This is a genomic window from Hyphobacterium sp. (assembly GCF_043584775.1).
Classification (GTDB): Bacteria; Pseudomonadota; Alphaproteobacteria; order Caulobacterales; family Maricaulaceae; genus Hyphobacterium.
This window is the reverse complement of the sequence record NZ_CP121327.1, coordinates 1,074,716-1,099,369: the sequence shown is the minus strand read 5'-3', so window position 1 is coordinate 1,099,369 and position 24,654 is coordinate 1,074,716. Positions and strand designations below refer to the sequence as shown.

Below are 24,654 nucleotides of genomic sequence, written 5' to 3'. Positions count from 1 at the left end.
TCCGCGCAATAAGGAGCGATGGATCTGAATCTGTCCTTTCTCGGGTTTTTTGACGACGTCGGCAAAGCCGCGCTGAAGGCGGTTGAGCACGAGGTCGAATGGTTCTGCCTGCCGGCCGGGCACATGCTTTTTGCCGAAGGCGAGCCTTCGGATGCTTTCTATCTCTTGCGGTCCGGCGCGCTTGCCGCTTTCCGCGACGGCGCGATGGGCCGTCCGAATTTGCTGGGTTATATTCGCGCGGGCGAGCCCGTCGGCGAAATGTCCATGTTGGAAGAACGCCCGCATTCGGCCAGCGTTTATGCCATGCGCGACAGTGAAATCGTCCGCCTGCCAACAGCATCATTCGAGCGGCTGGCTGACAAGCACCCGTCACTGATGCGGGAATTGTCGAAGATGATGCTGCGGCGGCTCAGATCCGGACCGCAACGGGATGGATCGGAACCCAAAGTCTTCGCGCTGGTGTCTTGCTCTCCAACCATCGATCTCGATTTCCGGGCAAAGGAACTCCAGACCGCCCTCGCCCGCATCGGCGTCACTTGCGCCATCATAGGGGATGAGGCGGCAGACTGGCAGGGCCCGAAGCTGGATGCGTTCGAGCGCGACCACCACGTTGTTCTGCTGACCGCCAAACTGGGCGACAGCAATTGGGCTCGCCGGGCCATGGGCCGCGCGGACCGGGTCTGGCTGCTCGCCAGGGGCGATGCGCGGCCGTCAACGCCGCTCTTGCCCGATGATCCCTCACCCGCAGCCCGCCTGAAACTGCTCGACATTGTGCTGGTGCATGATGGCGGCAACAGCCCCGCCTCCCGGCCGCAGGAATGGGCGGATGCCGCAGAAGCCGCCCGTGTCTTCCACTGGCGGCAGGAACGCCATGATGATCTCGCTCGTCTGGCCCGCACGCTCGCGGGCAAGTCCGTCGGTCTGGTTCTGTCCGGCGGCGGCGCGCGCGCCTATGCCCACATCGGCGCCGTCGATGCCTTCCGTAAAGCCGGAATGCAATTTGATTTCATTGGCGGGGCCTCCATGGGAGCCGTCATAGCCGCAGGTGTGGCGCTGGAATGGAGCCAGGAGGAGCTGGTTGAACGCGTACGCGAAGCCTTTGTCGCTTCCAATCCGCTGGGCGATTGGCAATTACCGGTGATTTCGTTGTCGCGCGGACACCGGGTCGACGAAAGGCTGGAAGAGCATTTCGGCGATGTCGAGATCTCCGACATGTCCCGGCCTTTCTTCTGTGTTTCTTCAAACCTGTCCAACGGTCGGCCCTTCATTCATCGGCGCGGGCGCTTGCGCGATGCTCTGCGCGCCTCCATTGCCATTCCTGGCATTTTGCCGCCGGTCATTGACGGCGAGAACGTGCTGGTCGACGGGGCGGTTTTCACAAACTTCCCGTCCGAGCAGATGAAAGCCTTTCATCGCGGCGTCAGCGCCGGCAGCGACGTCACCCGCGCGAAAGGCGTCAATCCCTCCGATTTCGAGGACCCACCCGGGTTTTTCGGATGGGTCCGCCGGCATGGTCTGAATGAATTGCCGCCGATTGCATCTTTGCTGATGCGTTCAGCGACGGCGGGCGTCATGGTCGGCCAGCATCAGGCTTTCCGCGAAGCGGTCGACTTGCTGGTCCTGCCCGACACCGACACGGATTTGCGGCAATGGAAGCTGTTTGAGGAAACCATCGACTCCGGCCGCCGCGCCGTCGAATTTGCGATGTCGGAACTCAGCCGCGATGAACTCGACGCCTTCGGCCTCTAGCTAACGGTATTCCGGATTGGGGTGATCAAAGCGTGCGCCGTCATCCCAGGCCGTGCGCGAATTGCCGGTCGCCGGAAGGCCGCCCGCCTGTTTCAGCATGGCTGCCATGTGCATCAGATTCCAGGCCATGACGGTGGTGTTGCGCTTTGTGAATTCGTTCTCAAAGCCGACATAGCCTTCGCCATCGTCCTTTTCATCGCCATAGCTCGGCCCCGGTCCGGCCTCGCCAATCCAGCCGCAATCGGCCTGTGGCGGAATGGTGTAGCCGATATGCTGGAGCGCATAGAGCACACTCATGGAGACGTGCTTGATACCGTCTTCATTGCCGGTCACGACACAGCCCCCGGCCTTGCCGTAGAAGACATATTGCCCCTTGTCATTGGTCTGACCCGACTGGGCATAAAGGCGCTCGATCAGCATCCGGCAGACCGAACTTTCCTCCCCCAGCCAGATCGGCGTGCCGACCACCAGGATGTCCGCAGCCCTCACGCGCTCCCAGAGCGCCGGCCAGTCATCCTGTCTCCAGCCCTTCTGTGTCATGTCGGGATAGACACCAAAGGCGACATCATGATCGACGAGGCGAATGAGGTCCGTCGAAACGCCCTGCTTGTCCATGATCGCGCGGGCATTCGCCATCAACAATTCGGTGTGGGACGTTTCAGGCGACTTTTTCAGCGTGCAGCCGATGAAGAGGGCTTTCAGCCCGGAATAATCGGTCAATCCATGCCTCCGTCACCGCAAATCACATAGTCCTCAACCCGGTCAAACTCGCGATTATCCCAGCGCAGAACGCCGTCCTGCGGCGTCGAAAAATGGAAGGTCTGCTCATAAGCGCCATCCATGCCCTCGCACATGCCATTGATCTGATAGACGCCGTCCGTCTCTGTCACACCGGCAATGGAACACGCATCCATGCCCATGATGATGTCATAGCGCGAAATCACAATCACGCCGTCGCCGGAGACATTGTCCTCGCTACAGGCTTCATACTGAATGCCCCAGCGGCCATCGATGGAGCGGCCATCCATGGCCTCTTCATCCATCGTCTCATTCGCCATTTCACTCTGGTCGGCTGCCATGGCGGAATCCGCCTCGGCCGGTTCGACATTACCACCGGGATCATCGCCCGCTGAACACGCCACCAGCAGTGTCGATGCGCCAGCCAATAGGATCGCTTTCATGATTTGCCTCCCTGAATAGACTCCCAGTCTAACAGACAGGATCAAATCGGCCAGTTTGACCGAAGGCGGCGGCAGATCAAGGCGCGTCGACCTGTTGCCACAGCTCCAGCTTCACCCCGTCGCAATCCATGATCCAGGCAAACTTGCCATAGCCTTCATCCGAATAGCCAAGGATTTCGAGTCCCCTGGCCTTGAGCGTCTCGATAAATCCATCAAGGTCATCGACCCGGAAATTGATCATGTAGGGCTTGTCGCTCGGCTCAAGATATTTGGCGTCGGTGAAATGGCTGACCAGACTGTAGGGCGCATCGCCCGTCTCCTCAGACCAGCGCAGCATGGGCCCGTATTCGCCCTCCAGGCCAAGATATTCCTTGTACCAGGCGCGTGTCGCCGCCGGATCTTTGACCACATGAAATACGCCGCCCAACCCTGTAATTTTCGCCATGATCGTCCTCCCTCTTGCGAGGACGTTATCAGAAGATCAGGGCATTGGGCAGTTTCTAACTATACGCTTTCGTCAAACAGCTCGCGGCCAATCAGCCAGCGCCGGATCTCGCTGGTGCCGGCGCCGATCTCGTAGAGCTTGGCGTCGCGCAGCAGGCGGCCCGTCGGATATTCGTTGATATAGCCATTGCCGCCGAGCAGCTGAATCGCATCAAGCGCGGTCTGAGTGGCGGCCTCTGCTGCAAAGAGGATGGCACCGGCGGCATCCTTGCGCGCCTTCTCGCCGCGATCGCAGATCTTCGCGACTTCATAGACATAGGCGCGCGAAGCATTCATGCGCACATACATGTCGGCCAGCTTGCCCTGCACCAGCTGGAAGGAGCCGATTTCGCGATTGAACTGCTTGCGTTCGTGCACATAGGGCAGAACCACATCCATACAGGCCTGCATGATGCCGATAGGCCCGGCCGCCAGCACAGCGCGCTCATAGTCCAGACCACTCATCAGAACAGTCACGCCGCCATTCAGCGGACCCATGATGTTTTCTTCCGGCACTTCGCAGTCTTCAAAGACCAGCTCGCCGGTTTCCGAACCGCGCATGCCGAGCTTGTCGAGCTTCTGCGCAATGGAGAAACCCTTCATGCCCTTTTCAATCAGGAAGGCGGTGATGCCCCGCGAATTCGCACCCGGATCCGTCTTGGCATAGACCACGATAAGGTCGGCAGACGGCCCGTTGGTGATCCACATCTTCGACCCGTTGAGGACATAGTGATCGCCCTTCTTCTCGGCCTTGAGCCGCATGCCGACAACGTCCGATCCGGCACCCGGCTCCGACATGGCCAACGCACCGACATGTTCGCCGGAAATCAGCTTGGGCAGATACTTTGCCTTCTGTTCGTCATTCGCCCAGCGCCGCACCTGGTTCACGCAAAGATTGGAGTGCGCGCCATAGGACAGGCCCACAGATGCCGAGGCGCGGGAGATTTCTTCCATCGCGATACAATGCTCGACATAGCCCAGCCCGCTGCCGCCCCACTCTTCCTCGACGGTTATGCCAAGAAGGCCCAGATCGCCCATCTTCTTCCACATGTCTGCGGGGAAGGTGTCAGTGGCATCAATCTCGGCGGCGCGCGGCGCCAGCTCATCCGAAGCAAAGCTGCGGACGGTATCGCGGATCATTTCGGCCGTGTCGCCAAGGTCGAAATTCATGGAAGGATATTGGTTCGGGATCATGAACGGGGATTTGGATCAAACCCCCGCGAAGGTCAAGCAAAGGTGGTGCGCTATTTTTTCCGCGAACCCAGCAACCATATGCCGGCACCAACGGCGAAAATGAATCCGACCACAAGCGCCACAAGGCCAATGAAGAGATTGGGTTCAGATTCGCCAGAGCCCAATTGCGAGACCAGCTCCCAGCTCCCGCCAACCAGCAAGGCCAGACCGAGGAATAGTAGGATCATCTCGCCGAGATGACCGCCATTCTTGCCCGGCGCCGGGGCCGCATCGCCATTGGACCAGCCATTCATGGCCGGGCTGTCCTCGCCGTCTTCTGCAAATTCGGCATCAATGTCGGACGGCACCATCGGGTCATCGTCCTCATCCTCGGAACCGGTTTCATCCGAGACCTCACCGGCCCCCGAAACCTCTCCCGTCACACCATCGGTGGAGGCCGTTGCCACGCCGACGATGGGAGGCAAATCTCCGGCATCTGTCTCTTCAGGTGCTGCTTCGTCGTCCTCGTCAATCGATACAGATTGGGTGAAGGCAAAGCCGAGCACGCCTGGCATCGGCTCCGCCGCCGATTCAGGCTCAGTTACCGCCTCTTCCGGCTCGGCAGGCGTGTGCTCGGCCGTTTGCGGCGCGGCATAGCCGCTTTCGCGAACCGGTCCGGACAATTGTGCGCGCATGCGCAAGATCACACGCTCCGCCAGCTCCGACCGCCCCGGCATCATCCGGACCGGTGCCGGCTGGGCCGGTTCGGCCGGCTCATCTTCGACGGCTTCCGGCTCAGGCTCGGCGTCGGGCTCTTCCGGGCTGGCGGCTTCCGGCTCCGTGTCCGGCGCGTTATCCACCTCCACAGCGGCCGGAATCGCCGCGTCGTCATCGGACGGATGATCAAATTCGATCACCAGCTCGACCGGTGCCCGATCGGTGTCTGCGGGAATATCTTTCAGGAAAAGCGCGCGCTCGGCTTCGTGTCGAGCCACGCCGCCACCATTCCAGGCCGCTATCGCCTCGGCGGCGTCCTGCCAGCGTTCCTTCCGGATGAGGCGGACAACCGCGCTCCGGCGGAAGGACGCAAGACCAACCCCCAGCGCAAACGAGACCAGCGCATCGCGTTGCGGATCCCCCAGATCCCCACCCAGCGTTTCATCAATCGCCTGTTCGGCCTGCAGCACGTCATAAACCAGCAAGAGCTCGGCTTCGTCAGCTGTCACCGACGCGCCTGCTTTGGCAGCCGCACGATGGCCATAGCCAATCACCCAGCTGCCATCGCTCTGTTGTTGCGCATTTGCAGCAAAGGGCTCGTGAGCCTTGATCAGTTCACGCGCAGCAGGCGTGGATTTCAAACGCGGCTTCATGATTGTTCCATTCCGAGACGGTCCGCCAATGTTTCAGCGAACGCTCTGCAAATGCAGCGCCGAACGGATTAATTGTTTTCCGGTGTGAAGATGTCCGTCGCGCCAATGGCCGTGAAAGGCGCAAAGAATCCGCCACCGGCACCGCCGCCCATAATCATCAATTCGCCATTGATCGACACCATGGCGGCATCCGTGCGCGGCGATTCCAACGCCGGTTCTTCTACCCAGCTGCCTGTCGCCGCATCCAGCCGGACATGGCTGGACAGCGTGGTGGAGAGGCTTTCACTGCGCCCGCCCGCTACATGGATGGCCCCGTCAAGCACGGCGGCGGCATGTCCGGCACGGGGTTCCGGCAAAGCCGGTCCGATCGTCCAGCTTTCGGTGGCCGGGTCGAAAATGTCCACGCGCCCCGTAACCACGCCTTCATCCACGCCGCCAATGAAATAGATTCGGTCGTTCAGGGCGACCGCTGCGGCGCCGCGGCGTGTGATTTCCGATGGAGCGGCCAGAACCGACCAGCTGCGGGCCTCGGGATCAAACACGAAAACGCCATCCGTGCCGTCCTCTCCACCAATGGCATAGAGCAGGCCATTCAGCGCGATGAGCTGGAAGGACGCCTTCGGCCCCGGCATGCTCGTTTCGCGTTGCCAGATACCTTCCAGCGGATCGAGCGACCACACATCCGCGCTCGGACGCAGGGGCTCAAACTCGGGCCGGCGGAAATCGCCAAAATCACTCAGGTCGCTGCGCGCCCGGTCCGATGCCGCATAGCCGCCCGCGGCATAGAGGCGGCCATTCACGGCGGCAAAGCCAAAGCGCTCCAGACCGCGTGGCAAGGCGGTATCGTCAATCCATTGCAGCGTGGAAGGGTCGAAGACTTCCACCGTGCTGTTCGGCTCGGTCAGACCTGAGCCGCCCGCCGCATAGACGCGGCCATTCATTTCGACAGCCGCCAGACCGGCCCGCGCATCCGGCAATTCCGGGGCGCGGCGCCAATATCCGTCCGCGAGGGCAGACCCCGCTGTCGCAAGGCTCAGGGAAAGCACAGCCAGAACACGCAAAGCACTCATTTCAATATCGCTCCTTCCCCCGCAACACTTGATGAACCCGATTTACAACAGGATGATGGCAGCCAATCCGAGAAACGCAAAGAAGCCGATCACATCCGTTACAGTTGTGACAAAGACCGACGAGGCCACAGCCGGGTCGGCGCCGAACTGGCGCAGAACCAATGGCACCGCGATTCCGGCAAGCCCGGCAAAGGCCAGATTGATGACCATCGCCATCGCAATCACCCCGGCCAGCGGCACATTCTGGAACCAGACGGCCGCGACCAGCCCCATGACAATGGCGAACAGTATGCCGTTGACGATTCCGGTCACCAGTTCGCGGATAATGACCCGTCGGGCATTCGCCGAGGTCAGGTCGCGTGAGGCAATGGCCCGCACCGCCACGGCCAGAGACTGGGTGCCGGCATTGCCGCCCATCGAGGCCACAATCGGCATCAGCACGGCCAGCGCCACGATGGTGGCCAGCGCATCCTCGAACAGCGCGATCACGCCGGATGCCAGGATTGCCGTGGCCAGATTGACCAGCAGCCAGGGCGCGCGCGACCGAACCGAATCGAACACGCTGTCCGACAGGCCGGCTTCATTCACCCCGGCCAGCGCCAGAAGGTCTTCCTTGTTCTCTTCCTGGATGACGTCGACCATGTCGTCGACCGTCAGCATACCGGTCAGGCGGCCGTCTTCATCGACCACCGGGGCCGAGAAGAGGTGATATTTCTCGAACAGATAGGCCGCCTCTTCCTGATCAACGTCCGGCGCGATGCGGATCCGGAGTTCATCCATCAGCTCCGTCAGCTTCTTTTCGCGCGGTGAGCGCATGATCTGACTGACCGGCACAGCGCCCATCGGATGGAAGGCCGCGTCAACGATGTAGACGTCAAAGAAAATGTCCGGCAGGTCTTCACCGGCCTGCCGCATATGATCAATGGCATCGCCCACCGACCAGAATTCCGGAGCCGCGACGAAGTCGCGCTGCATGAGCCGACCGGCCGTCTCTTCCTCGTGCTCGAAATGGGATTCGAGCATTGTCCGGTCTTCGTCCGAGACTTCCAGCAGCACCTGTTCGCGGACATCATCGTCCAGTTCTTCCAGAACAAGCGCCGCATCATCCGAATCAAGATCCCGGATCGCTTCCGCGATCTGGCCGGGCTCCAGCAATTCGGTGACATCGTCACGCAAATCCCATTGCAGTTCGGACAGCAATTCACCGGTAAAGGCGTCCGGCGCAAGACGGGCCGCATGGCGCACCTGATCGGCCGATAGCTGTTCGAGCACGTCGGCGGCATCAGCCGGGTGCAATTCGGACAGGATATCGCGGATGGCGCCGCCATCGCGCTCGCCAATCGCGGCAGCCAGCCGAGCAACAATGGCGATATCGGTATCGGCCGCCGTCTGGGCTTCGTCTTCCGCCTCGATTTCAGGTGCTAGTTCACTCATATCGGCCCCGACAGTCTGGTCCGCACAGCATAGACACTGCCTTGGCGGAAGCCACCCGTATTAGCCGGTAAATTCAGACACTTTTATGGCGGATGCACATGCTTTTGCGCGACTGCGCGCTTCGTCTACATCGGCGCCATGGGCAATCGCGACGCCCATGCGGCGCTTTTCATACGACACCGGCTTGCCGAAAAGGCGCAACTGGCTGCCCGGCCCTTTCAGGGCATCATCCACGCCGGAAAAAGTCACGCCCTCGGCATCAACGCCGCCGTAGACAACCGCACTGGCACCGGGGCGCAACAGGCTGGCATCCACCGGCAGGCCAAGGATGGCGCGGGCATGCAGCGCAAACTCGCTCTGATCCTGCGTGGAAAGCGTGACCAGACCGGTATCATGCGGACGCGGGCTGACTTCGGAAAACCAGACCTCATCGCCCTTGATGAAAAGCTCGACGCCGAACACGCCTCGCCCGCCCAGCGCGTCGGTGACTTTTCGCGCCATATCCTGCGAAGTGGCGAGCGCCGCATCGCTCATCTTCTGCGGCTGCCAGCTTTCAACATAATCACCGCTCTCCTGACGATGGCCGATGGGTGCGCAGAAATCCGTGCCGCCGGCATGTCGCACGGTCAGCAGGGTGATTTCATAATCGAAATCAACCGCGCCCTCGACGATTACCCGGATCTGCTTGCCCCGCCCGGCGCTCAGGGCGTGTTCCCAGGCCGCCGCGATATCATCGGCAGATTTCACAAAGCTTTGCCCCTTGCCGGAGGACGACATGACCGGCTTCACAAAGACCGGATAGCCAATGCGTTCGGCTTCGCGCGCCAGTGTTTCGCCATTACTGGCAAAGGCAAATGGACTGGTTTGCAGGCCCAGCTCGTCGGCGGCGAGACAGCGAATGCCCTCGCGATCCATGGTCAGCTGTGTCGCCCGCGCGGTCGGAATAACAATTGCCAATCCGTCCGCCTCGATCCGGGCCAGTTCTTCCGTCGCAATGGCTTCGATCTCCGGCACGATCAGGTCGGGCTTTTCCTGCTCGACAAGGGCGCGAATGGCCGCAGCATCGGTCATGTCGACGACATGGCTACGATGCGCGACCTGCATGCCCGGCGCATTCGCATAGCGGTCACAGGCAATCACTTCGACGCCCAGCCGCTGGAGCTCGATCACGACCTCCTTGCCCAGTTCGCCGGCGCCCAGAAACATGACTTTAGTCGCGGATGGGGAAAGCGGGGTTCCGAGTGTGGTCATGACGATATTTCCATTCAGCCCTGATGACGCATAACGCCGCCGGGATTGTCTTATCTGCAAATCCCGCCACTATCCCGGGATGAGTCCCGTCTGGTTCGAGATAATGGCGCTATTCATTCCGATCAGCGTGATCGCATTGGCGCTTCGTTTTCTCGCACGTCAAAATCTGAAAAGCCATTCGCCCATCGGCATCGGGACCATACTTTCCACAACTCTGTCCATGCTGGGCAAACGGTGGTGGTTACTGGTCGCCGGCATTCCGGCTCTGGCGGGGCTTCAGATCGGATATATCCTGTTGCGGCAGCAGGTTTACGCAAATGGGTATTCTGCGGTGGACGAGTGGCAGCACTGGGCCCTCAATGCCATGTTCTGGCTGCCACCGGCTCTATGGGTGGTCCTGGCCTTTTTCTGGTTGCGATCTCTGGCCATTGCGCCCGGCCGATCCCGCCTGATGGGCTTTCTCAACGTCTTCTGGCGCATAGCGGCCATTGTCGCGATATGCGGAATAACGATGGGTCTGGCCCTCTATTCAACGCTGGAATTGCTCCGGGGTTGAACTACGAATTTTTTCTGCGGGTTCCGTACGAAACATTGGGCCGGGCAACCATGACTTTGCAGTACTCGATTGTGCTGACGATCATAGCGCCATTTTTTCTGTCACTTCCCGCCGCCAACGAGGCTGACCCCAATGCCGAGCTTAGGCAAAAGCGTCCCCTGACTTATCGTGGACTATTGCTGCCGGGGCTTCTAGCGGGAATTCTTGTCTTCATGCTGGCCGATATGGTGCTGCAGCAGACGGTCTTTGGATCGAACGGCGCGCTGTCTTATGCCACAACGGCGCAAAGGCCACAGGATCTGGGCCTGATGAGGGAAATTGCCGGCCGGGGAATCATATCCAGCATCTACGCATCCTGCGCGATTGCCTGGACGTGCACTTATGCCACCGCCGTTTATCAGGCATTGGTTGATCAACGCGCCAGGGTCGATCCGAAAGTCTTTTCCTGAAATCTCCTCCAGGGATGGTGCGGCCGAGAAGACTCGAACTTCCACGGGTTTTACCCCACAGCGACCTCAACGCTGCGCGTCTACCAATTCCGCCACGGCCGCATCCCCAGAAGGCGCGCGGGATAGCAGGCCCGGATCGAATTGTGAAGCGTCATTATGCGCAAATATCAGGCGGCTACCGGCTGGAAGTCATTTGCGTCTGCCGGGCCGAGGATTTGCACGGTAACCCGGTCGCCCTGGATGATGATTTCGCCGCGCGCAATCGGGTGGCCATTCGCCAGAATCCAGACCGGCTCGTCCTCATTGCAGTCCATGGGAATCACCGCGCCGCGGCCCATGCGCAGAAATTGCGCGATCGGCATCGCCGATTGTCCAAGGACAACCGATATCTCGACTTTGACGGACCCCAACTGACTCAAGGCGTTACTCCTCTTCGCGCTTGAAATATCCAAGCTGCATCGCGATGTTGAGTCATGCGCCTTTCCGACGGGTTAAGGAAAACCGGATCCATGAGCGAAAATCACACAGAATGGGCAGTTTCCACAGGCCATGTCCCCTATCCGGAGGCGGTGGCCTTCATGGAAGCGCGCGCCGCTGCCATCGCCGCCGGTGACGCGCCCGAACTGGTGTGGATGCTGGAACATCCTCCGATCTATACCGGGGGCACCAGCGCCAAGATCGAGGATCTGAAAGATCCGGACAAATTCCCCGTCTTCGAGACCGGACGCGGCGGGGAATACACCTATCACGGGCCGGGGCAGCGCATTGCCTATGTCATGCTCGACCTGACGAAGCGCGGGCGCGATGCGCGCAAATTCGTTCAGGGGCTGGAAGACTGGATTATCGGCACGCTGGCCCAGTTTGATGTCGAGGCTGACCGGCGCTGTGGCCGGGTGGGTGTCTGGGTCAATCGCCCGGACAAGGGCGATGGGTATGAAGACAAGATCGCCGCCATCGGCGTGCGCCTGCGCCGCTGGGTGTCCTTCCACGGCATTGCCTTCAACGTCGCGCCCGACCTTTCCCATTTCGACGGAATTACGCCCTGCGGCATTGCCGATCCGCGCTATGGCGTCACCAGTCTGGCCGATCTCGGCATCGAAAAAAGCTTCGCCGAAACCGACGAGGCTTTCCTCACATCATTCGAGACCGTGTTCGGGCCCGTCAGAAAGGTTGAGGCACCCGCGCTTTAAGGCTTGGGTGTCTCATCCGGCTCGGACGGTTGCACCGTCGGCTCGGGAGCGGCCGGAGCAGCAGCAGGTGCCGCAGGTGCAGCCGCAGCGGCTGCGGCGGCACCGGGTGCGGGCCCATAACGGTTTTCACCGGGATCACCGGCGGAAATGCCGACCCAGATCGTGTAAATAATCCAGATCAGAAATCCGAGGCCGCCGACGAGGAACAGGCTGCCAGACGCGCCCATAATGGCGGCAAACGTGGCTTCGTCGCTGCCATTGCCATTGGCCAGAGCGGCCATGATCGCGCCGCCCGCCAGGGCGAAGCCGACAATGCCGAGCACGATTTGCACCGCCCAGACGCCACCGTGAATCCAGGCCGTTTTGCCCGCGTCATGAAGGCGTTTGCCGTAAACGCAGACGCCGACATAGATCAGGAACAGCCCGATAAAGAAACCAAGGAACGGGATCATGCCGCCGACAATGTTTGCGGCAATCAGGATCAGAATCCCGATCCAGTATTCCTGTTGGCTGATACGCCCGTTCGGGCTGAACAATACGTGAGACAAATTCATCTGCCAAAGTCCTCGTAATCAGATTAACCCAAGGGATTCATGGACGTCGCATCAACCGGCGGCTCCCCATAGGCATTGGCACCGGCATCTGCTTTGACGAACTGGTTCACAATGAAAGCTGCGCCGAAATAGGTCAGCCCGCTGATCAGCACGCCAAGAATGAAGCTTTTCAGGCGCCAGCCCATCCCGGTCAGGTCTTCGCCGCGCATGGCGGCCGCAAACATGTCACCCACAAAAATCGGAGTCAGAATGGCGGACAGAATCATACCGCCAATGAACACCCCGGCCAGAACCGCCAGCGGCCAGATCGCGGGTTTGCCGCCATCATGGAACCGCTTCGCATAGAGACAAAAGAGAGGATAAAGAAGCGCAAGACCAAGGATGGTGATGAAGGGCGCGACGATACCCAGTAGATTGATGGCAATCGCAATCACGAAGACCGCAACCGTTCCCTGCATCAGTGAATTGGGACCGATTCGTCCTTCGAACGACAACAGCAATGATTGTAATCTGGCGGTATCCATAGGCTTGGCCTCCCCTGCCGGCTGCTAAAGTCCCTACCCTGCGAGGGGAGACCTCGCCTTGTCAATCGCGTTTCAGGCGATGTTTTGCCTTATCCACGCTTCATCGACATGAACCAGAGGCCGAAGAGGAAGGTGATGCCCCAGAAGGCTGCAAATCCGCCCCATGCGGCCGGCTTCACCATTTCAACCGCCAATTCAGGGCGCTCTTCAATCCAGGCCTGGAATTCAGCCTGGAAGGCCGGGTCTTGCGCGACCGTCATGACATCGCGCCCGACGCTGTCCGCATACTGCCCCATCATATCAAACGACGCGATGCCGATCATGACGACAGATCCGATCATGCTGACCACTGCCGCGAGGATCACCGGCAGCAGGAACAGCATGATGCCTTCACCCGCGTCACGCCGGCGATTAATGAACAGAAACGAGACAAAAACCAGTAGCAGGGCAAAGAGCCCCATCGAAATATTTCCAAAGCCGCCGCCGCTGCCTTCAGCGGATACGAGCGACAAACCATACCAGGTTTTGACACCATCCAGCACGGCCAGAATGATCAGCCCGATCAGAAACGCCATCGGCGCTGCGCGTTGGGTCGGTGTTACAATTGCAAGGGGATTCATGATGAGTTTCCCTGTCTGACGTGTTTAATCCCGAAGCTGAAATAGCCGCCCACCCGGTACATTTGTAGCGGGACGCGTATTCCGACGGTCCCGCTATTCAAATTCCACCAGCAATTCATCCGCCGATACGGACTGACCGGCCTCAACCTCGATGGACTTGATAACCCCGTCCATTTCGGCGCGGATCACATTTTCCATCTTCATGGCTTCAACGACCAGAAGCGGTTCGCCTACCTTCACATCCTGCCCCACTTCCGCTTCCAGCTTCACCACGAGGCCGGGCATCGGGCTGGTAATCTGTTTGGCGGATGCGCCCACATCCTTCATCGGCAACAAGGCGTGCAGGTCTGCCGAGCGGTGCGTCGCCACAATCGCCGTCGTCGAATAGCCGCGATGCCGTAGGCGAAGGCCTTCGGTCAGATTCTTGAACTCGACCGCGAAATGCTCGCCATCCAGCGTGCCGTCAAAGACGTGCTCGCCCGGCAGCCACGCGCTTTCAAACTCGATCGGCTTTCCGCCCAGTTCGGGCAGCCAGACCTTGGCCGGCGTGCCGCCGCCAATGGCCTCATCCGGCAGATCAATTTCCACCAGAATGCGCTCGCCATCGACCAGCACTTCCCATTCTTCCGCGTGAATGCGCGGCGGCGGTGACATGCGGCCCGATGTCCGGGCGGCGCGGCGCGAATAGACGGTGTGGATGAAGGCGGCCGTCCCGGCAATCATGCGGGTCTGCAGCTCGGAAGGCTCTGTCCCGGCAAAACCGTCCGGGAATTTCTGCGCGATATAGCCGGTATGGATATCACCGGCGCGGAAATCCTCTTCCTCAAGGCAAGCCGCGAGGAAAGGCGCATTCGATTGCAGGCCTTCCACATGATAGCGATCCAGCCCCTCCAGCAAGGTATCAATCGCGATCTCGCGGGTTTTCCCGTGGGCCACGACCTTGGCGATCATCGGATCGTAGAACATCGAGATTTCATCGCCCTCGCGAACGCCGGAATCAATGCGCAGCGTGCCCTCGCCCAGCGCCCCTTCGGCCGGCTCGGAATAGCGCTTCAGACGACCGATCGAGGGCAGGAAGCCGCGATAGGGATCTTCGGCGTACAGGCGCGCTTCCACCGCCCAGCCCTTGATCTTGACGTCCTTCTGGCGCAACTCCAGCTTTCCACCAGCGGCCACGCGGATCATCTGCTCAACGAGGTCGATCCCGTGGGTCATTTCGGTGACCGGGTGTTCCACCTGCAGCCGTGTATTCATTTCCAGAAAATAGAAATTCCGGTCCTGATCGACGATGAATTCCACCGTCCCGGCGCTGTCATAATTGACGGCTTTCGACAGGGCGATGGCTTGCACGCCCATGGCTTCGCGCGTGGCCTTGTCGAGGAAGGGCGATGGCGCCTCTTCCAGAACTTTCTGGTTACGGCGTTGCACCGAACATTCGCGCTCGTCCAGATGAATCACATTGCCATGACGATCGCCCAGCACCTGGATTTCGATATGACGCGGGCGCTCGATGAATTTCTCGATAAAAATCCGCTCATCGCCGAAGGAGGATTTCGCCTCATTGCGCGCCGACTGGAAGCCTTCGCGCGCTTCGCTGTCGGAATAGGCAATGCGCATGCCCTTGCCGCCGCCGCCGGCTGACGCCTTGATCATCACCGGATAGCCGATTTCCGCGGAGATACGCGCGGCTTCTTCGGCATCCTCGATCAGGCCCATATGGCCCGGCACCGTGCTGACATCGGCCTCGGCCGCGAATTTCTTGGACGTGATCTTGTCGCCCATCGCTTCGATGGCGTGCACATTCGGACCGATCCACTCAATCCCGGCCTCTTTCAGCGCAATGGGGAATTTGGGATTCTCTGACAGGAAGCCGAAACCGGGATGCACCGCCTCTGCCCCGGTCTGTTTTGCGACCTCGATGATCTTGTCGATCAACAGATAGCTCTCGCCGGGCGCGGGCGGGCCGATGAAGACGGCCTCATCAGCCATGTCCACCGCTTTGGAGCCCACATCGGCCTCCGAATAGACGGCCACGGTCTGGATCCCCAGACGCTGACAGGTCTTGATAACGCGCACAGCAATTTCGCCGCGATTGGCGATCAGAATTTTCTCGAACATGAAAGCCCTTTTGTGTCGCCCCGAAAGAAGGGTTTGAAATGGTTTACCGTGCTTGTCGCATGAGGGGCAAGTAAGGAGGCTAGTCCGGGCTGTTGCGCAACCGGTCCAGCCAGTCCATTTCCATGGACCGGATCCGGCTGATCACTGACACCATGAAGGCCGTGGACCAGCCGATCAGAAGGAAGCCGTTCAACCCTTCCAGCGCGCCCAGCAAGCGCCATTCGCTATTGATCGCCACATCGCCGAAACCGACCGTGGTGAAAGCCGATGTCGAGTAATAAAGCGCCGCTTCGAGCGTCTCGAACACGTCCAGAAACATATAGGCCCCGGCATAGACCAGAATTTCGATGAAATGGATAAAGACCAGGCCCATGACGATGAGCACAATGAACACGCCCTGCCGCAACGGTGACTTGAACGGTCGGATACGCCGCGACCGCGCTTGCAGAAATCCCATGAGCGCAACCAGCCCGACCATGTGAATGACAACGGTCAGGGTGACGAGCGCGGTGGCAATAATCAGTGAAGACAACATGGATCGCAGCTTACCCCGCTTCCCATTATGACCGATAGCGATAAGTTGACGCGCCAGTCAGGGAAGACACATGAGCCATCCGATTCACAAATACTCCGCCCTCGCCCGCCCGATCGAGCCACAATATCCGACCAATCTGGCGGTCATCATTCTTCTGCCGCTGATCGCCATTGGCCTGTTTGCCTGGCTCGCATTCAATGGCGCCGGCATGGGCGATGCCGGCAAAGCGGGTCTGTTCGGCGCGCTGGCCGCTTTCCTCGCCTGGGCGCTCGGCCGCGAAATGGACCCGGACCACAATGCGACGGCGTTCATCGCCATGGCGCTCACGGTCGGGCTGGCGGGTCTGGGCTATGGATTTGATCTGCTGACACTGGGCGCTTTGATGTTTGCGGTGCGGCTGGTCAACCGGACGGTCGGCCCGCAAGCCAGAATGGGCGATCTCATCACACTGGTCCTTTTGAATCTGGGCGCCGTCTTCGTGGAAGGCGCCTGGTGGATGCCCTTCCTCTCCGTCATTGCGCTGGCCGTTGACGAGTTTTTCGAGCGAAGCAATCTGACCCAGAGACTGGCCATTCCGGCGCTTCTGGTGATGGGCTTGTCGGCTTTCTTCGTCGGCGATGGCGTTGATGTTTCGGTGATGGAGACTCTGGTGCGCGGCTGGGTCGTGACGGTTGTGGTCATCACCCTTCTGGTCGCTGGGACGATTTTCAACACCCAAGAAGTCTTTGCCCCCATGGATGTGCTCGGCAGCCCCTGCGATTGCCGCCGTGTTCAGGCCGGCATGACGCTGATCCTGCTGGCCGCGATTTGCAGCCTCCTGGGCGGACAGGACAGTCTTTCGGCCAACCTCGCCATTCTCGCTGTCCTCGCCGCCAGCCTTGTGGGCCGGAATATCGAGTTCAGCAAGAAAGACGAAGACGCCGCCTAGCGCACCACCCAGGCCAGACCATCCGGCTCGTCGCCGGTCGGAATCTGATCCGTGACTTCGCGGGTTTCCGTGTCGATCACGGTGACGAAATCATCCTGCGTATTGGCGACAAAGACGCGCTCACCATCCGGCGACATCAACAGGCCGATCGGCACCGCGCCGACATCAATCGTCGCCAGCAATTCCCGGCTCTCGGCATGGAAAACCGCCACCTGATTGGATGTGCCGTTGGAAATCCAGACCTCTGATCCGTCCGGCGTGAATTTGGCGCGGATTGGCAAGGTGCCACCCGAGGAAAAGCTTTCCAGCACGGTGTCCGTCGCGACATCGATTACAGAAATGGTATTCGCCGCGCGATTGGTCACCCACACCTCCGTGCCATCGGGAGAGACATCTATACCCTCCGCCCCGGCGCCGGTGGGCACCGTCGTCACCTCGCCAGAGGCCCGGTCGATCACCGTGACAGAGCCCGACCCGATATTGGCAATATAGAGCTTCGACCCGTCAGGCGTCGGCACCAGCTGGTGCGAGACGCGCTGCCCGGTCTCCCAGACATTGGTCAGTTCGCCCGTTGCAGAGGACAATTCGATGACCGTGCCGCTGGTTTCCGTTGTTGCCCAGACATAGGCGCCATCAGGCGAGACCCAGATGCCGTGAGGACCGCGATTACCACCGAGATCCCAGACATCGGTCCGCATGGCGGTGTCGAGATCAACGACGGAAATGGTCGTGCCCTGCGCGCCGCCATAATCCGACACATAGGCCGTCCGGCCATCGGGAGAGACATAGACTTCGTGGGGATTGGCGCCGACGCTGACCTGTCCATCGGACTCATAGCTGCCCGCATCGAGAATGGAGATCGTGTCCTCGCCCTTGTTGACGACGACAATCTGGTCAGCGGCCATCGCGCCGGTGGCGGAAAGAATGGCGGCAAGTCCGGCATAGGTCAGTTTCATATCAATACTCCCCGTAAATCGTCTTCGTCCGAAATGTTGATCGGTCAGCTGAATTGCAAGAGGCACCGTGATCACGGCTTTGCGATCTCGCTGCGCCGGTGTAATTTGGCCACATGAACACCCTGTCGCTCTCCGATGCCCTGTCCCGCGAGGAATTGCGGTACATGTCCCGTGCCTCCGACTGGCGCGGCGCGCTGATGCTGGCCGGGGATTTTGCGCTGGTCGCGATCGCCTTTGCGCTCTCCATCCTGTCGCTCTGGCTGATCCCGGTCTCGATTGCCCTGCTCGCCGGACGGCAGCTGGCGTTTGCGATTGTCATGCATGATTGCGCGCACCGCTCCCTCTTCCGCACGAAATGGCTGAACGAGGTGGTCGGCAAATGGATTGGCGGCGCGTCGATTGACGCACCTTTCCTCGCCTATCGCGACTATCACATGAAGCATCACAGATTTGCAGGAACGCCGGACGATCCCGACCATGTCCTGGTCGAAGGCTATCCGGTGACGAAAGACAGCCTGCGCCGCAAATTCATTCGCGATTTTACCGGCCAGACCTTCATAAAAGAGCTCATCTTTTCCTGGAAGGATGCGACCTTTGCCGGGAAATTGCCCTTCCTGGTCTTTCAGGCGGTGATGATCGGCGCGCTTTGGCTGGCCGGTGCCATCTGGGCGATATCGCTCTGGTGGGCTGCGCGGATCTTTGTCTTCCCGGCCATCATGCGCCTGCGCAATATCGGCGAACATGGCGTGGCGCTGGATCGATATGATCCCGAGCCCCGCCGCAACACGCACACGACGAGTGCCAATTGGATCGAGCGGCTGACCGTCGCGCCCAACCACGTTCACTATCACCTCGAACACCACATGTTCGCCGCCGTCCCGCCCTATCACCTGCCCCGCCTGCACCGCACACTGGCGAGCCGCGGCTATTTTGACGGCTTCGACTGCGTCAGCCCGGGCTATGTCACGGTGATCCGCAAGGCGGTGCGGGGGTAGCCACTGCTATTTACTGCAATCATCAACGTCATCCCCGCGAAAGCGGGGACCCAGTTGCGTCGCCAGAAATTGCAGGTCCCGAGCCAGCCAGCCGCCGCGTTCACGCAGCGCATATTGCGCGCCCGAATCCTGCGTCTCACCGCTGTTCTGGGTCCCCGCTTTCGCGGGGATGACGGGAGAGGAGCGTGATTTTTCTGGACCTGTGTCCCTGATTTCCTCTATCCGGGCCGACTGCTTTTTCCCCGGAGGACGAATCCATGGCCCATCACAAACGCAAGGGACCGAAATCCACCCGCGCCGGATGCCTCATGTGCAAGTCGCACAAGCGGCAGGGCTGGCCCTACAAGGAACGCGAACCGCTGAGCGTGCAGCGCAAAGATATCGAGATGGCGGAAGAGCGCCCCTAAAGCGGAATATTATCGTGCTTCTTCCAGGGGTTTTCGCACTTCTTGTTCTTCAGCGTCCGTAGCGCCTTGATCAGGCGGCGGCGCGTATTGCGCGGCTGAATGACGTCATCGATATAGCCCCGGCCGGCGGCCACGAACGGATTGGCGAAGCGGTCCTCATATTCCTTCGTATGCTCCGCCATCTTTTCCGCATCGCCCAGATCGACGCGGTGGATGATTTCGGCGGCGCCCTTGGCGCCCATCACGGCGATCTCGGCGGTCGGCCAGGCATAGTTCACATCGCCGCGCAAATGCTTGGACGCCATCACGTCATAGGCGCCGCCATAGGCCTTGCGGGTGATGACGGTGAGCTTGGGCACGGTGGCCTCGGCATAGGCGAACAGCAGTTTCGCGCCATGCTTGATCAGCCCGCCATATTCCTGCTTCGTCCCCGGCAGGAAGCCCGGCACGTCCACAAAGGTGACGATCGGGATATTGAAGGCATCACAGAAGCGCACAAAACGCGCCGCCTTGCGGCTGGCATCAATGTCCAGAACGCCGGCGAGCGACATCGGCTGATTGGCGACAAAGCCCACGGGCTGGCCATCCAGACGGCCAAAGCCGACAATGATATTCTTGGCATAGTCCGGCGCGATCTCGAAGAAATCGCCTTCGTCCGCCGTCTTCTCGATCAGTTCGACAATGTCATAGGGCTTGTTCGGATTGGGCGGCACCAGCGTATCGAGGCTGGGCTCTGACCGGTCGGCGCGATCATAGGACGGACGCGTCGGCGGTGTCTCGCGATTGGAGAGCGGCAGGAAATCGATCAGGCGGCGCATCTGGACGAGCGCTTCCAGATCATTGTTGAACGCCCCGTCTGCCACGCCGGATTTTTTCGCATGGACCGAGGCTCCGCCCAGATCCTCGTGGCTGACTTCCTCATTGGTGACAGTCTTCACCACGTCCGGCCCGGTCACATACATGTAGGAGGTATCACGCACCATGAAGATGAAATCGGTGATGGCGGGGGAATAGACATCCCCGCCCGCGCACGGCCCCATGATGACGGAGATTTGCGGCACCACGCCAGAGGCGAGCGTGTTCTGCAGGAAGATATCGGCATAACCGGCCAGCGACGCCACGCCTTCCTGGATGCGCGCGCCACCGGCATCGAAAATCCCGATCACCGGCGCGCCATTCTGGATGGCGGCCTTTTGAATCTTGACGATTTTCTCGGCATGGGTGGAGGAGAGTGACCCGCCAAACACCGTGAAGTCTTTCGAGAACAGATAGACCAGACGGCCATTGATCGTGCCATGGCCGGTGACGACGCCATCGCCCGGAATTTTCTTCTCCGCCATGCCGAAATCGGTGCAGCGATGCTCGACGAACATGTCCCATTCTTCAAAAGAGCCTTCGTCCAGCAAGAGTTCGATCCGCTCGCGGGCGGATAATTTGCCCTTTTCATGCTGCTTGGCGATGCGCTCCGCGCCGCCGCCCTGACGGGCGCGTTCGCGCCGGTTTTCCAGCTCTTCAAGAATGTCCTGCATGGATGCCCCTCTTGGCGTGTTTCGTTTGACCGTCAGTTAGCACTGTCCGCACACGAAGGGCAATTTCGGGAGGGAGTTGAACTGAGCCAAATCGACGTCGCATGAATTTACGATTATTGCGGTGGTGACAATTCGATCTGCACTTGTTCAAGCACTTCGATAGATCGTCTTAGCGGCGCTTGATATTGAACAAAATTATCGACGATGCGGTGGTCCTCGGTGCAGCGAATAGTGACAATACCGTTTGCGCCGCCGATAAAATATTCAATGATAATATTGTCATAGCTACGCAAGAAATAGATTCTTCTCAACACACGATAAGGTGCGAGCGTCTGAACAGTCTGAACGTCAATCACGTGATGCACGGTTTGATCGAGCTGTTCCATTTCGCGGCGCAAGCTGGCTTCATTCGCTCCACCATAAAGCCTATCGAGTGCAGCGCGGCTGTAGGCCTGTCTTGTCGCATGAATCACGCAACGTGCATTGGTGGGATTTGACGGATACGGAACCACCGCCGCATGCCCCGTCTCGATCCAGTATTCGCTGTCGTAATCCCAGCCATCGATGCCGCTTGCGACAAAATACCCGTCCTCGCGCAACTGCGCCTCGGCAGGTGCGGCAAGTGCACACAACAAGAATCCCAGAAATAGATATTTTTTCATGACACGCTTTCTATTGTTTGATGGCGACATCCAAGGCTCACCACTTCCGGATGAGACGCTATCACATGCTGGCCTCAATTCGAATTCAGACGGATATGCCAATCCTAACAGAGACTTGGAATGCTGTGGACTAAAGCGCCCCCAGCATGGCGCCAATGGCGAGGCATTCGCCTTTGAGATGATCGGCGCGCTTTCTCGCCTCGAAATCCTCACCCCAATGCTCGGTCTGGAAGTCTTCATCAATCCGGCTGTGCGCGAATAATTCATCCGCCGTAATCCGGCCTTCCACCAGGGCGAAAGCCAACACGGCCGAGGTCGACAATGCTGTGGCCTGCATCAACCCCGTCAATTGCCAGTCATCATATGACGCCGCACGGTCGCGGAGCGCAGCGAGCACCTGCGGGGCGGTTTCCGCCGGCATGATACCCGTCACCACCGGCAGGCGCGCGCCCAGCGTCTCTTCCGCCCAGCGCAGATGATCATCCCACACGTCGGCCTGACGGCGCGCCAGTGCCGATTCCTCGGCGCGATGCCGCAACAGATCGGTTCCGGCATATTTCACGACTTCGGCCAGCACGGCCTCGCGATTGTGGGCGGTCGCATCGATTGCGCCATGCGCCAGGCGGGTCACCGGCATGGTCGAAGGGTCAATCCGCTCGCCCTGCGCGGCCCACTCATCCGCCATCAGGCGCGCCAGAGCTTCGGTCGGCACGGCCAGCGCGGATTTCATCGGTGTGCGGATGCTGCGCCCGTCCAGCTGCACCGCCCAGCCATCGGGTCCGTGGATGACGCCCACCGCCTTGTAGAATCGCTTGGGCAGGCTGTCTTCGCGGCTGGGAAGCCGGACACCGTCTTTCATTTCGCCCTTCATGCCGCGCTCCGCCCCTCGCCGAAGGCCGTCAGCCCGCGTTGCAGGCAGGCAAAATCCTCATGCACGGAATGTGCCCCTGCCGCGCTCAACTCGTCGGCGGTGTGAAAGCCCCAGGTCACTCCGGCGGCGCGGACATCGGCATTGCGCGCCATCAGAATATCGTGAGAGCTATCGCCGATCATGATGGTGCGCGCCGCCTCCACACCGGTCGCGTTGATCGCTTCGAGCACCATGCGCGGATTGGGCTTGCCCGGCCCGGTGCAGGAGGTGTGCAGCGTCACAAACAGCCCTGACAGATCATGGGCCTGCAGAATGTGGTCCAGCCCGCGGCGCGGCTTGCCCGTGGCGACGCCCAGTAGCCAGCCTTCGCCATCCAGCGTTTCCAGAATCTCGCGCGCGCCTGCATAAAGCCCCTCGGCATGGGTGCCGTCGGAGCGATTGCGGACAAAGATTTCACGAAAATCATTGCCAATCTTCACCGCACCTTCGGCGGGATAATCCTCCGGCAGCAGCATCGGAATGGCTTCAAACAATTCAATGCCGACAATCTGGCGCACCTGGTCATAGGAACACCCGGCGAGACCATTCTTGCGGAACGCCTCGTCCATCGATTCCGCGATCAGCGCGCGGGAATCGACCAGCGTGCCATCGAGATCAAACAGGGCGAGTTTCAACTCCGTCATGCCAGCAATTCCGCGATCGCGTCCTCATCTACATGCGACAGCTCGAAGCCCAACGCCTTGAAGGTCTTGGCCATGTGCGGCGGCAGATCGGCTTCCAGCACCAGACGTTTGCCACCCAGATTGAGGACCAGACGCCGCGCGTGCAGATGCAGTCCCTTGCCGATATTCTCCGGATCCTCGCGGTGGGATTTGTATTTGTGATCCCCGACAATGGCATGCCCCATCATCGAGGCATGAACGCGCAACTGGTGGGTCCGCCCGGTGACGGGCCGCATCACCACCCAGCTGGCCGTATGCCCGGCTTCGGCGGCAACGGTATAGCGGGTGAGCGAATGCTGGGCCCCCTCCTCGCCATGCTCGGCCGACATCATCATCTCGCGCCCATGGGCGCCGCCCGTATCTTTCTTCAGAAAGCCCTTGATCTCGCCCGTCTTGGGCTTGGGCACGCCGGGCACCACGGCCCAATAGGTCTTTTCCGATTCACGCGCCTGAAACGCCTTGGCCAGCTTTGCGGCTGCGCCTACCGTCTTGGCTGTCACCAGCACGCCGGACGTATCCCGGTCGAGACGGTGCACCAGGCGCGGCTTCTGATCATCCTTGCCGAACGCATTCAGCAGGCCATCGATATGGCGCGTGGTTTTCGAGCCGCCCTGCACGGCCAGCCCGGCCGGCTTGTTGAAGACTAGAATCTCCTTGTCCTCATAGATCACCAGAGAGCGGATATAGGCCGCATCCTCGCGGCTGATCTTCACTTCCGGTGCCTGATACATCGGGTCGGCATCCGGCAGCGGCGGAATGCGCACCGACTGGCCGGCCTCTACGCGCGTATCCGCTTTTACCCGGCCGCCATCGACACGGATCTCGCCCTTGCGCAGCGCCTTTTGAAGGCGGCCTTGCGGAATATGCGGAAAGCGCCGCCGGAACCAGCGGTCCAGCCGCGCCCCGGCTTCGGCCTGCTCGACCACAATTGTCTGAACACCGCTCATGCAAATACCCGCCGCGCAATCAACAGCCCCACAAACAGGGCCAGAATGGAAAGAACAACCGAACCCGCGACATAGCCGATCGCATCGCCATAGGCACGGCGCTCGATCATCACCACCACATCCAGCGAGAATGCGGAAAACGTCGTGAACCCGCCCAGCACACCGACGGCAAAGAAGGCGCGCAGCTCATTGGCATCGGCGCGGCCCGCTTGCGCCAGCCAGCCGATAAATCCGCCCATGATCAGCCCGCCGATCACATTCACCGCAAATGTGCCATAGGGCCAGTCCGGCCCGATGGCGCGCAGGAACCATTGCCCGGTCAGATGCCGGCTGACCGCGCCCAGCGCGCCCCCTGCAGCAATGAGAAGAATGTTGGTCAT

At 60.3% G+C, this 24,654-nt stretch carries 28 protein-coding genes and 1 tRNA gene; 7 read left to right on the top strand and 22 right to left on the bottom strand.

Annotated elements, in window-relative coordinates; all coding sequences use genetic code 11:
• Positions 1 to 18: 18 nt before the first annotated feature.
• Positions 19 to 1,749 carry a patatin-like phospholipase family protein gene (locus P0D52_RS05390; protein ID WP_394694402.1) on the top strand — a complete coding sequence of 577 codons (1,731 nt, stop codon included), beginning with the start codon at positions 19 to 21 and terminating at the stop codon, positions 1,747 to 1,749.
• Here the strand turns inward: P0D52_RS05390 and P0D52_RS05385 are convergent, their stop codons facing one another.
• From P0D52_RS05385 to purT, 8 genes are all read right to left on the bottom strand, one after another.
• Entirely contained in the window at positions 1,750 to 2,469 is a 720-nt protein-coding gene (locus tag P0D52_RS05385) for a flavodoxin family protein (protein WP_394694401.1), read from the bottom strand. It lies immediately after the preceding gene.
• Entirely contained in the window at positions 2,466 to 2,930 is a 465-nt protein-coding gene (locus P0D52_RS05380; RefSeq protein ID WP_394694400.1) for a hypothetical protein, read from the bottom strand. Before P0D52_RS05380 ends, P0D52_RS05385 begins: the two co-directional genes overlap by 4 nt.
• Positions 2,931 to 3,006: 76 nt before the next feature.
• Positions 3,007 to 3,375 (bottom strand): VOC family protein, encoded by a 369-nt coding sequence (locus tag P0D52_RS05375; RefSeq protein WP_394694399.1) that lies wholly within the window; start codon positions 3,373 to 3,375, stop codon positions 3,007 to 3,009.
• A 59-nt stretch (positions 3,376 to 3,434) separates the two neighbouring features.
• Positions 3,435 to 4,607, bottom strand: a complete 1,173-nt coding sequence (locus P0D52_RS05370; RefSeq protein WP_394694398.1) for an isovaleryl-CoA dehydrogenase — start codon at positions 4,605 to 4,607, stop codon at positions 3,435 to 3,437.
• A 50-nt stretch (positions 4,608 to 4,657) separates the two neighbouring features.
• The gene (locus P0D52_RS05365) at positions 4,658 to 5,956 is read right to left on the bottom strand and encodes a glycoside hydrolase family protein (protein WP_394694397.1); all 1,299 of its coding nucleotides are present in this window, start codon (positions 5,954 to 5,956) and stop codon (positions 4,658 to 4,660) included.
• Between the two features lie 68 nt (positions 5,957 to 6,024).
• Positions 6,025 to 7,026: a Kelch repeat-containing protein gene (locus P0D52_RS05360; RefSeq protein WP_394694396.1), complete on the bottom strand. Its 1,002-nt coding sequence runs from the start codon at positions 7,024 to 7,026 to the stop codon at positions 6,025 to 6,027.
• Positions 7,027 to 7,068: 42 nt separating this feature from the next.
• Positions 7,069 to 8,460 (bottom strand): magnesium transporter, encoded by a 1,392-nt coding sequence (mgtE, locus tag P0D52_RS05355; RefSeq protein WP_394694395.1) that lies wholly within the window; start codon positions 8,458 to 8,460, stop codon positions 7,069 to 7,071.
• 60 nt (positions 8,461 to 8,520) lie between these two features.
• Positions 8,521 to 9,711 carry a formate-dependent phosphoribosylglycinamide formyltransferase gene (gene purT, locus P0D52_RS05350; RefSeq protein ID WP_394694394.1) on the bottom strand — a complete coding sequence of 397 codons (1,191 nt, stop codon included), beginning with the start codon at positions 9,709 to 9,711 and terminating at the stop codon, positions 8,521 to 8,523.
• Between the two features lie 103 nt (positions 9,712 to 9,814).
• On the opposite strand from purT, the gene P0D52_RS05345 reads away from it, so the two are divergent.
• Positions 9,815 to 10,267 carry a hypothetical protein gene (locus P0D52_RS05345; RefSeq protein WP_394694393.1) on the top strand — a complete coding sequence of 151 codons (453 nt, stop codon included), beginning with the start codon at positions 9,815 to 9,817 and terminating at the stop codon, positions 10,265 to 10,267.
• Positions 10,264 to 10,716 (top strand): hypothetical protein, encoded by a 453-nt coding sequence (locus P0D52_RS05340; protein WP_394694392.1) that lies wholly within the window; start codon positions 10,264 to 10,266, stop codon positions 10,714 to 10,716. The genes P0D52_RS05345 and P0D52_RS05340 overlap by 4 nt, the downstream gene beginning before the upstream one ends.
• Before the next feature lie 15 nt (positions 10,717 to 10,731).
• Here the strand turns inward: P0D52_RS05340 and P0D52_RS05335 are convergent.
• Positions 10,732 to 10,818 (bottom strand) — tRNA-Leu (locus P0D52_RS05335).
• A gap of 65 nt (positions 10,819 to 10,883) precedes the next feature.
• Positions 10,884 to 11,135 (bottom strand): FliM/FliN family flagellar motor switch protein, encoded by a 252-nt coding sequence (locus P0D52_RS05330; protein WP_394694391.1) that lies wholly within the window; start codon positions 11,133 to 11,135, stop codon positions 10,884 to 10,886.
• A gap of 90 nt (positions 11,136 to 11,225) precedes the next feature.
• Here P0D52_RS05330 and lipB point away from each other — a divergent pair, with 90 nt between their 5' ends.
• A complete protein-coding gene (lipB, locus tag P0D52_RS05325) occupies positions 11,226 to 11,906 on the top strand; it encodes a lipoyl(octanoyl) transferase LipB (protein ID WP_394694390.1) in 681 nt (226 codons plus the stop codon).
• Here the strand turns inward: lipB and P0D52_RS05320 are convergent.
• The 5 genes from P0D52_RS05320 to P0D52_RS05300 form a co-directional block, all read right to left on the bottom strand.
• Entirely contained in the window at positions 11,903 to 12,460 is a 558-nt protein-coding gene (locus tag P0D52_RS05320; RefSeq protein WP_394694389.1) for a DUF805 domain-containing protein, read from the bottom strand. The genes lipB and P0D52_RS05320 overlap by 4 nt on opposite strands.
• A gap of 23 nt (positions 12,461 to 12,483) precedes the next feature.
• Positions 12,484 to 12,984, bottom strand: coding sequence for a DUF805 domain-containing protein (locus P0D52_RS05315; protein WP_394694388.1), 501 nt, complete (start codon positions 12,982 to 12,984; stop codon positions 12,484 to 12,486).
• A gap of 89 nt (positions 12,985 to 13,073) precedes the next feature.
• Positions 13,074 to 13,604, bottom strand: coding sequence for a hypothetical protein (locus P0D52_RS05310; protein ID WP_394694387.1), 531 nt, complete (start codon positions 13,602 to 13,604; stop codon positions 13,074 to 13,076).
• Positions 13,605 to 13,697: 93 nt separating this feature from the next.
• On the bottom strand, positions 13,698 to 15,722 hold the full coding sequence (locus tag P0D52_RS05305; RefSeq protein ID WP_394694386.1) for an acetyl-CoA carboxylase biotin carboxylase subunit: 2,025 nt from the start codon (positions 15,720 to 15,722) through the stop codon (positions 13,698 to 13,700).
• Positions 15,723 to 15,801: 79 nt separating this feature from the next.
• Complete coding sequence (locus P0D52_RS05300; RefSeq protein ID WP_394694385.1) at positions 15,802 to 16,257, bottom strand: ion channel; 456 nt, start codon at positions 16,255 to 16,257, stop codon at positions 15,802 to 15,804.
• A 70-nt stretch (positions 16,258 to 16,327) separates the two neighbouring features.
• Here P0D52_RS05300 and P0D52_RS05295 point away from each other — a divergent pair, with 70 nt between their 5' ends.
• Complete coding sequence (locus P0D52_RS05295) at positions 16,328 to 17,185, top strand: hypothetical protein (protein WP_394694384.1); 858 nt, start codon at positions 16,328 to 16,330, stop codon at positions 17,183 to 17,185.
• Here the strand turns inward: P0D52_RS05295 and P0D52_RS05290 are convergent.
• Positions 17,182 to 18,141, bottom strand: coding sequence for a beta-propeller fold lactonase family protein (locus P0D52_RS05290; protein ID WP_394694383.1), 960 nt, complete (start codon positions 18,139 to 18,141; stop codon positions 17,182 to 17,184). The genes P0D52_RS05295 and P0D52_RS05290 overlap by 4 nt on opposite strands.
• Before the next feature lie 113 nt (positions 18,142 to 18,254).
• On the opposite strand from P0D52_RS05290, the gene P0D52_RS05285 reads away from it, so the two are divergent.
• Entirely contained in the window at positions 18,255 to 19,136 is an 882-nt protein-coding gene (locus tag P0D52_RS05285) for a fatty acid desaturase family protein (protein WP_394694382.1), read from the top strand.
• Between the two features lie 257 nt (positions 19,137 to 19,393).
• Positions 19,394 to 19,543 carry a hypothetical protein gene (locus P0D52_RS05280; RefSeq protein WP_394694381.1) on the top strand — a complete coding sequence of 50 codons (150 nt, stop codon included), beginning with the start codon at positions 19,394 to 19,396 and terminating at the stop codon, positions 19,541 to 19,543.
• Here P0D52_RS05280 and P0D52_RS05275 read toward each other — a convergent pair.
• The 6 genes from P0D52_RS05275 to crcB all read right to left on the bottom strand — a co-directional run bounded on the left by P0D52_RS05275 (position 19,540) and on the right by crcB (position 24,654).
• Entirely contained in the window at positions 19,540 to 21,072 is a 1,533-nt protein-coding gene (locus P0D52_RS05275) for an acyl-CoA carboxylase subunit beta (RefSeq protein ID WP_394694380.1), read from the bottom strand. The two genes, P0D52_RS05280 and P0D52_RS05275, sit on opposite strands and share 4 nt — an antisense overlap.
• A 113-nt stretch (positions 21,073 to 21,185) precedes the next feature.
• Positions 21,186 to 21,734: a hypothetical protein gene (locus P0D52_RS05270; RefSeq protein WP_394694379.1), complete on the bottom strand. Its 549-nt coding sequence runs from the start codon at positions 21,732 to 21,734 to the stop codon at positions 21,186 to 21,188.
• A gap of 130 nt (positions 21,735 to 21,864) precedes the next feature.
• On the bottom strand, positions 21,865 to 22,605 hold the full coding sequence (locus P0D52_RS05265) for an ATP12 family chaperone protein (RefSeq protein ID WP_394694378.1): 741 nt from the start codon (positions 22,603 to 22,605) through the stop codon (positions 21,865 to 21,867).
• Positions 22,602 to 23,288 carry an HAD family hydrolase gene (locus tag P0D52_RS05260; protein WP_394694377.1) on the bottom strand — a complete coding sequence of 229 codons (687 nt, stop codon included), beginning with the start codon at positions 23,286 to 23,288 and terminating at the stop codon, positions 22,602 to 22,604. The genes P0D52_RS05265 and P0D52_RS05260 overlap by 4 nt, the downstream gene beginning before the upstream one ends.
• The gene (locus P0D52_RS05255) at positions 23,285 to 24,274 is read right to left on the bottom strand and encodes an RluA family pseudouridine synthase (RefSeq protein WP_394694376.1); all 990 of its coding nucleotides are present in this window, start codon (positions 24,272 to 24,274) and stop codon (positions 23,285 to 23,287) included. The genes P0D52_RS05260 and P0D52_RS05255 overlap by 4 nt, the downstream gene beginning before the upstream one ends.
• Positions 24,271 to 24,654 (bottom strand): fluoride efflux transporter CrcB, encoded by a 384-nt coding sequence (gene crcB, locus P0D52_RS05250; protein WP_394694375.1) that lies wholly within the window; start codon positions 24,652 to 24,654, stop codon positions 24,271 to 24,273. The genes P0D52_RS05255 and crcB overlap by 4 nt, the downstream gene beginning before the upstream one ends.

Bases quoted from the DNA above. Each gene is read 5' to 3' on its own strand.
- P0D52_RS05295 (WP_394694384.1), top strand. From the start codon at position 16,328: ATGAGCCATCCGATTCACAAATACTCCGCCCTCGCCCGCCCGATCGAG.
- P0D52_RS05285 (WP_394694382.1), top strand. From the start codon at position 18,255: ATGAACACCCTGTCGCTCTCCGATGCCCTGTCCCGCGAGGAATTGCGG.
- P0D52_RS05370 (WP_394694398.1), bottom strand. From the start codon at position 4,607: ATGATCCCGAACCAATATCCTTCCATGAATTTCGACCTTGGCGACACG.
- P0D52_RS05390 (WP_394694402.1), top strand. From the start codon at position 19: ATGGATCTGAATCTGTCCTTTCTCGGGTTTTTTGACGACGTCGGCAAA.
- P0D52_RS05360 (WP_394694396.1), bottom strand. From the start codon at position 7,026: ATGAGTGCTTTGCGTGTTCTGGCTGTGCTTTCCCTGAGCCTTGCGACA.
- P0D52_RS05365 (WP_394694397.1), bottom strand. From the start codon at position 5,956: ATGAAGCCGCGTTTGAAATCCACGCCTGCTGCGCGTGAACTGATCAAG.
- P0D52_RS05260 (WP_394694377.1), bottom strand. From the start codon at position 23,288: ATGACGGAGTTGAAACTCGCCCTGTTTGATCTCGATGGCACGCTGGTC.
- P0D52_RS05310 (WP_394694387.1), bottom strand. From the start codon at position 13,604: ATGAATCCCCTTGCAATTGTAACACCGACCCAACGCGCAGCGCCGATG.
- P0D52_RS05345 (WP_394694393.1), top strand. From the start codon at position 9,815: ATGGCGCTATTCATTCCGATCAGCGTGATCGCATTGGCGCTTCGTTTT.
- lipB (WP_394694390.1), top strand. From the start codon at position 11,226: ATGAGCGAAAATCACACAGAATGGGCAGTTTCCACAGGCCATGTCCCC.
- P0D52_RS05300 (WP_394694385.1), bottom strand. From the start codon at position 16,257: ATGTTGTCTTCACTGATTATTGCCACCGCGCTCGTCACCCTGACCGTT.
- P0D52_RS05265 (WP_394694378.1), bottom strand. From the start codon at position 22,605: ATGAAGGGCGAAATGAAAGACGGTGTCCGGCTTCCCAGCCGCGAAGAC.
- P0D52_RS05375 (WP_394694399.1), bottom strand. From the start codon at position 3,375: ATGGCGAAAATTACAGGGTTGGGCGGCGTATTTCATGTGGTCAAAGAT.
- crcB (WP_394694375.1), bottom strand. From the start codon at position 24,654: ATGACCAACATTCTTCTCATTGCTGCAGGGGGCGCGCTGGGCGCGGTC.
- P0D52_RS05380 (WP_394694400.1), bottom strand. From the start codon at position 2,930: ATGAAAGCGATCCTATTGGCTGGCGCATCGACACTGCTGGTGGCGTGT.
- P0D52_RS05305 (WP_394694386.1), bottom strand. From the start codon at position 15,722: ATGTTCGAGAAAATTCTGATCGCCAATCGCGGCGAAATTGCTGTGCGC.
- P0D52_RS05275 (WP_394694380.1), bottom strand. From the start codon at position 21,072: ATGCAGGACATTCTTGAAGAGCTGGAAAACCGGCGCGAACGCGCCCGT.
- P0D52_RS05280 (WP_394694381.1), top strand. From the start codon at position 19,394: ATGGCCCATCACAAACGCAAGGGACCGAAATCCACCCGCGCCGGATGC.
- P0D52_RS05320 (WP_394694389.1), bottom strand. From the start codon at position 12,460: ATGAATTTGTCTCACGTATTGTTCAGCCCGAACGGGCGTATCAGCCAA.
- P0D52_RS05290 (WP_394694383.1), bottom strand. From the start codon at position 18,141: ATGAAACTGACCTATGCCGGACTTGCCGCCATTCTTTCCGCCACCGGC.
- mgtE (WP_394694395.1), bottom strand. From the start codon at position 8,460: ATGAGTGAACTAGCACCTGAAATCGAGGCGGAAGACGAAGCCCAGACG.
- P0D52_RS05255 (WP_394694376.1), bottom strand. From the start codon at position 24,274: ATGAGCGGTGTTCAGACAATTGTGGTCGAGCAGGCCGAAGCCGGGGCG.
- P0D52_RS05315 (WP_394694388.1), bottom strand. From the start codon at position 12,984: ATGGATACCGCCAGATTACAATCATTGCTGTTGTCGTTCGAAGGACGA.
- purT (WP_394694394.1), bottom strand. From the start codon at position 9,711: ATGACCACACTCGGAACCCCGCTTTCCCCATCCGCGACTAAAGTCATG.
- P0D52_RS05270 (WP_394694379.1), bottom strand. From the start codon at position 21,734: ATGAAAAAATATCTATTTCTGGGATTCTTGTTGTGTGCACTTGCCGCA.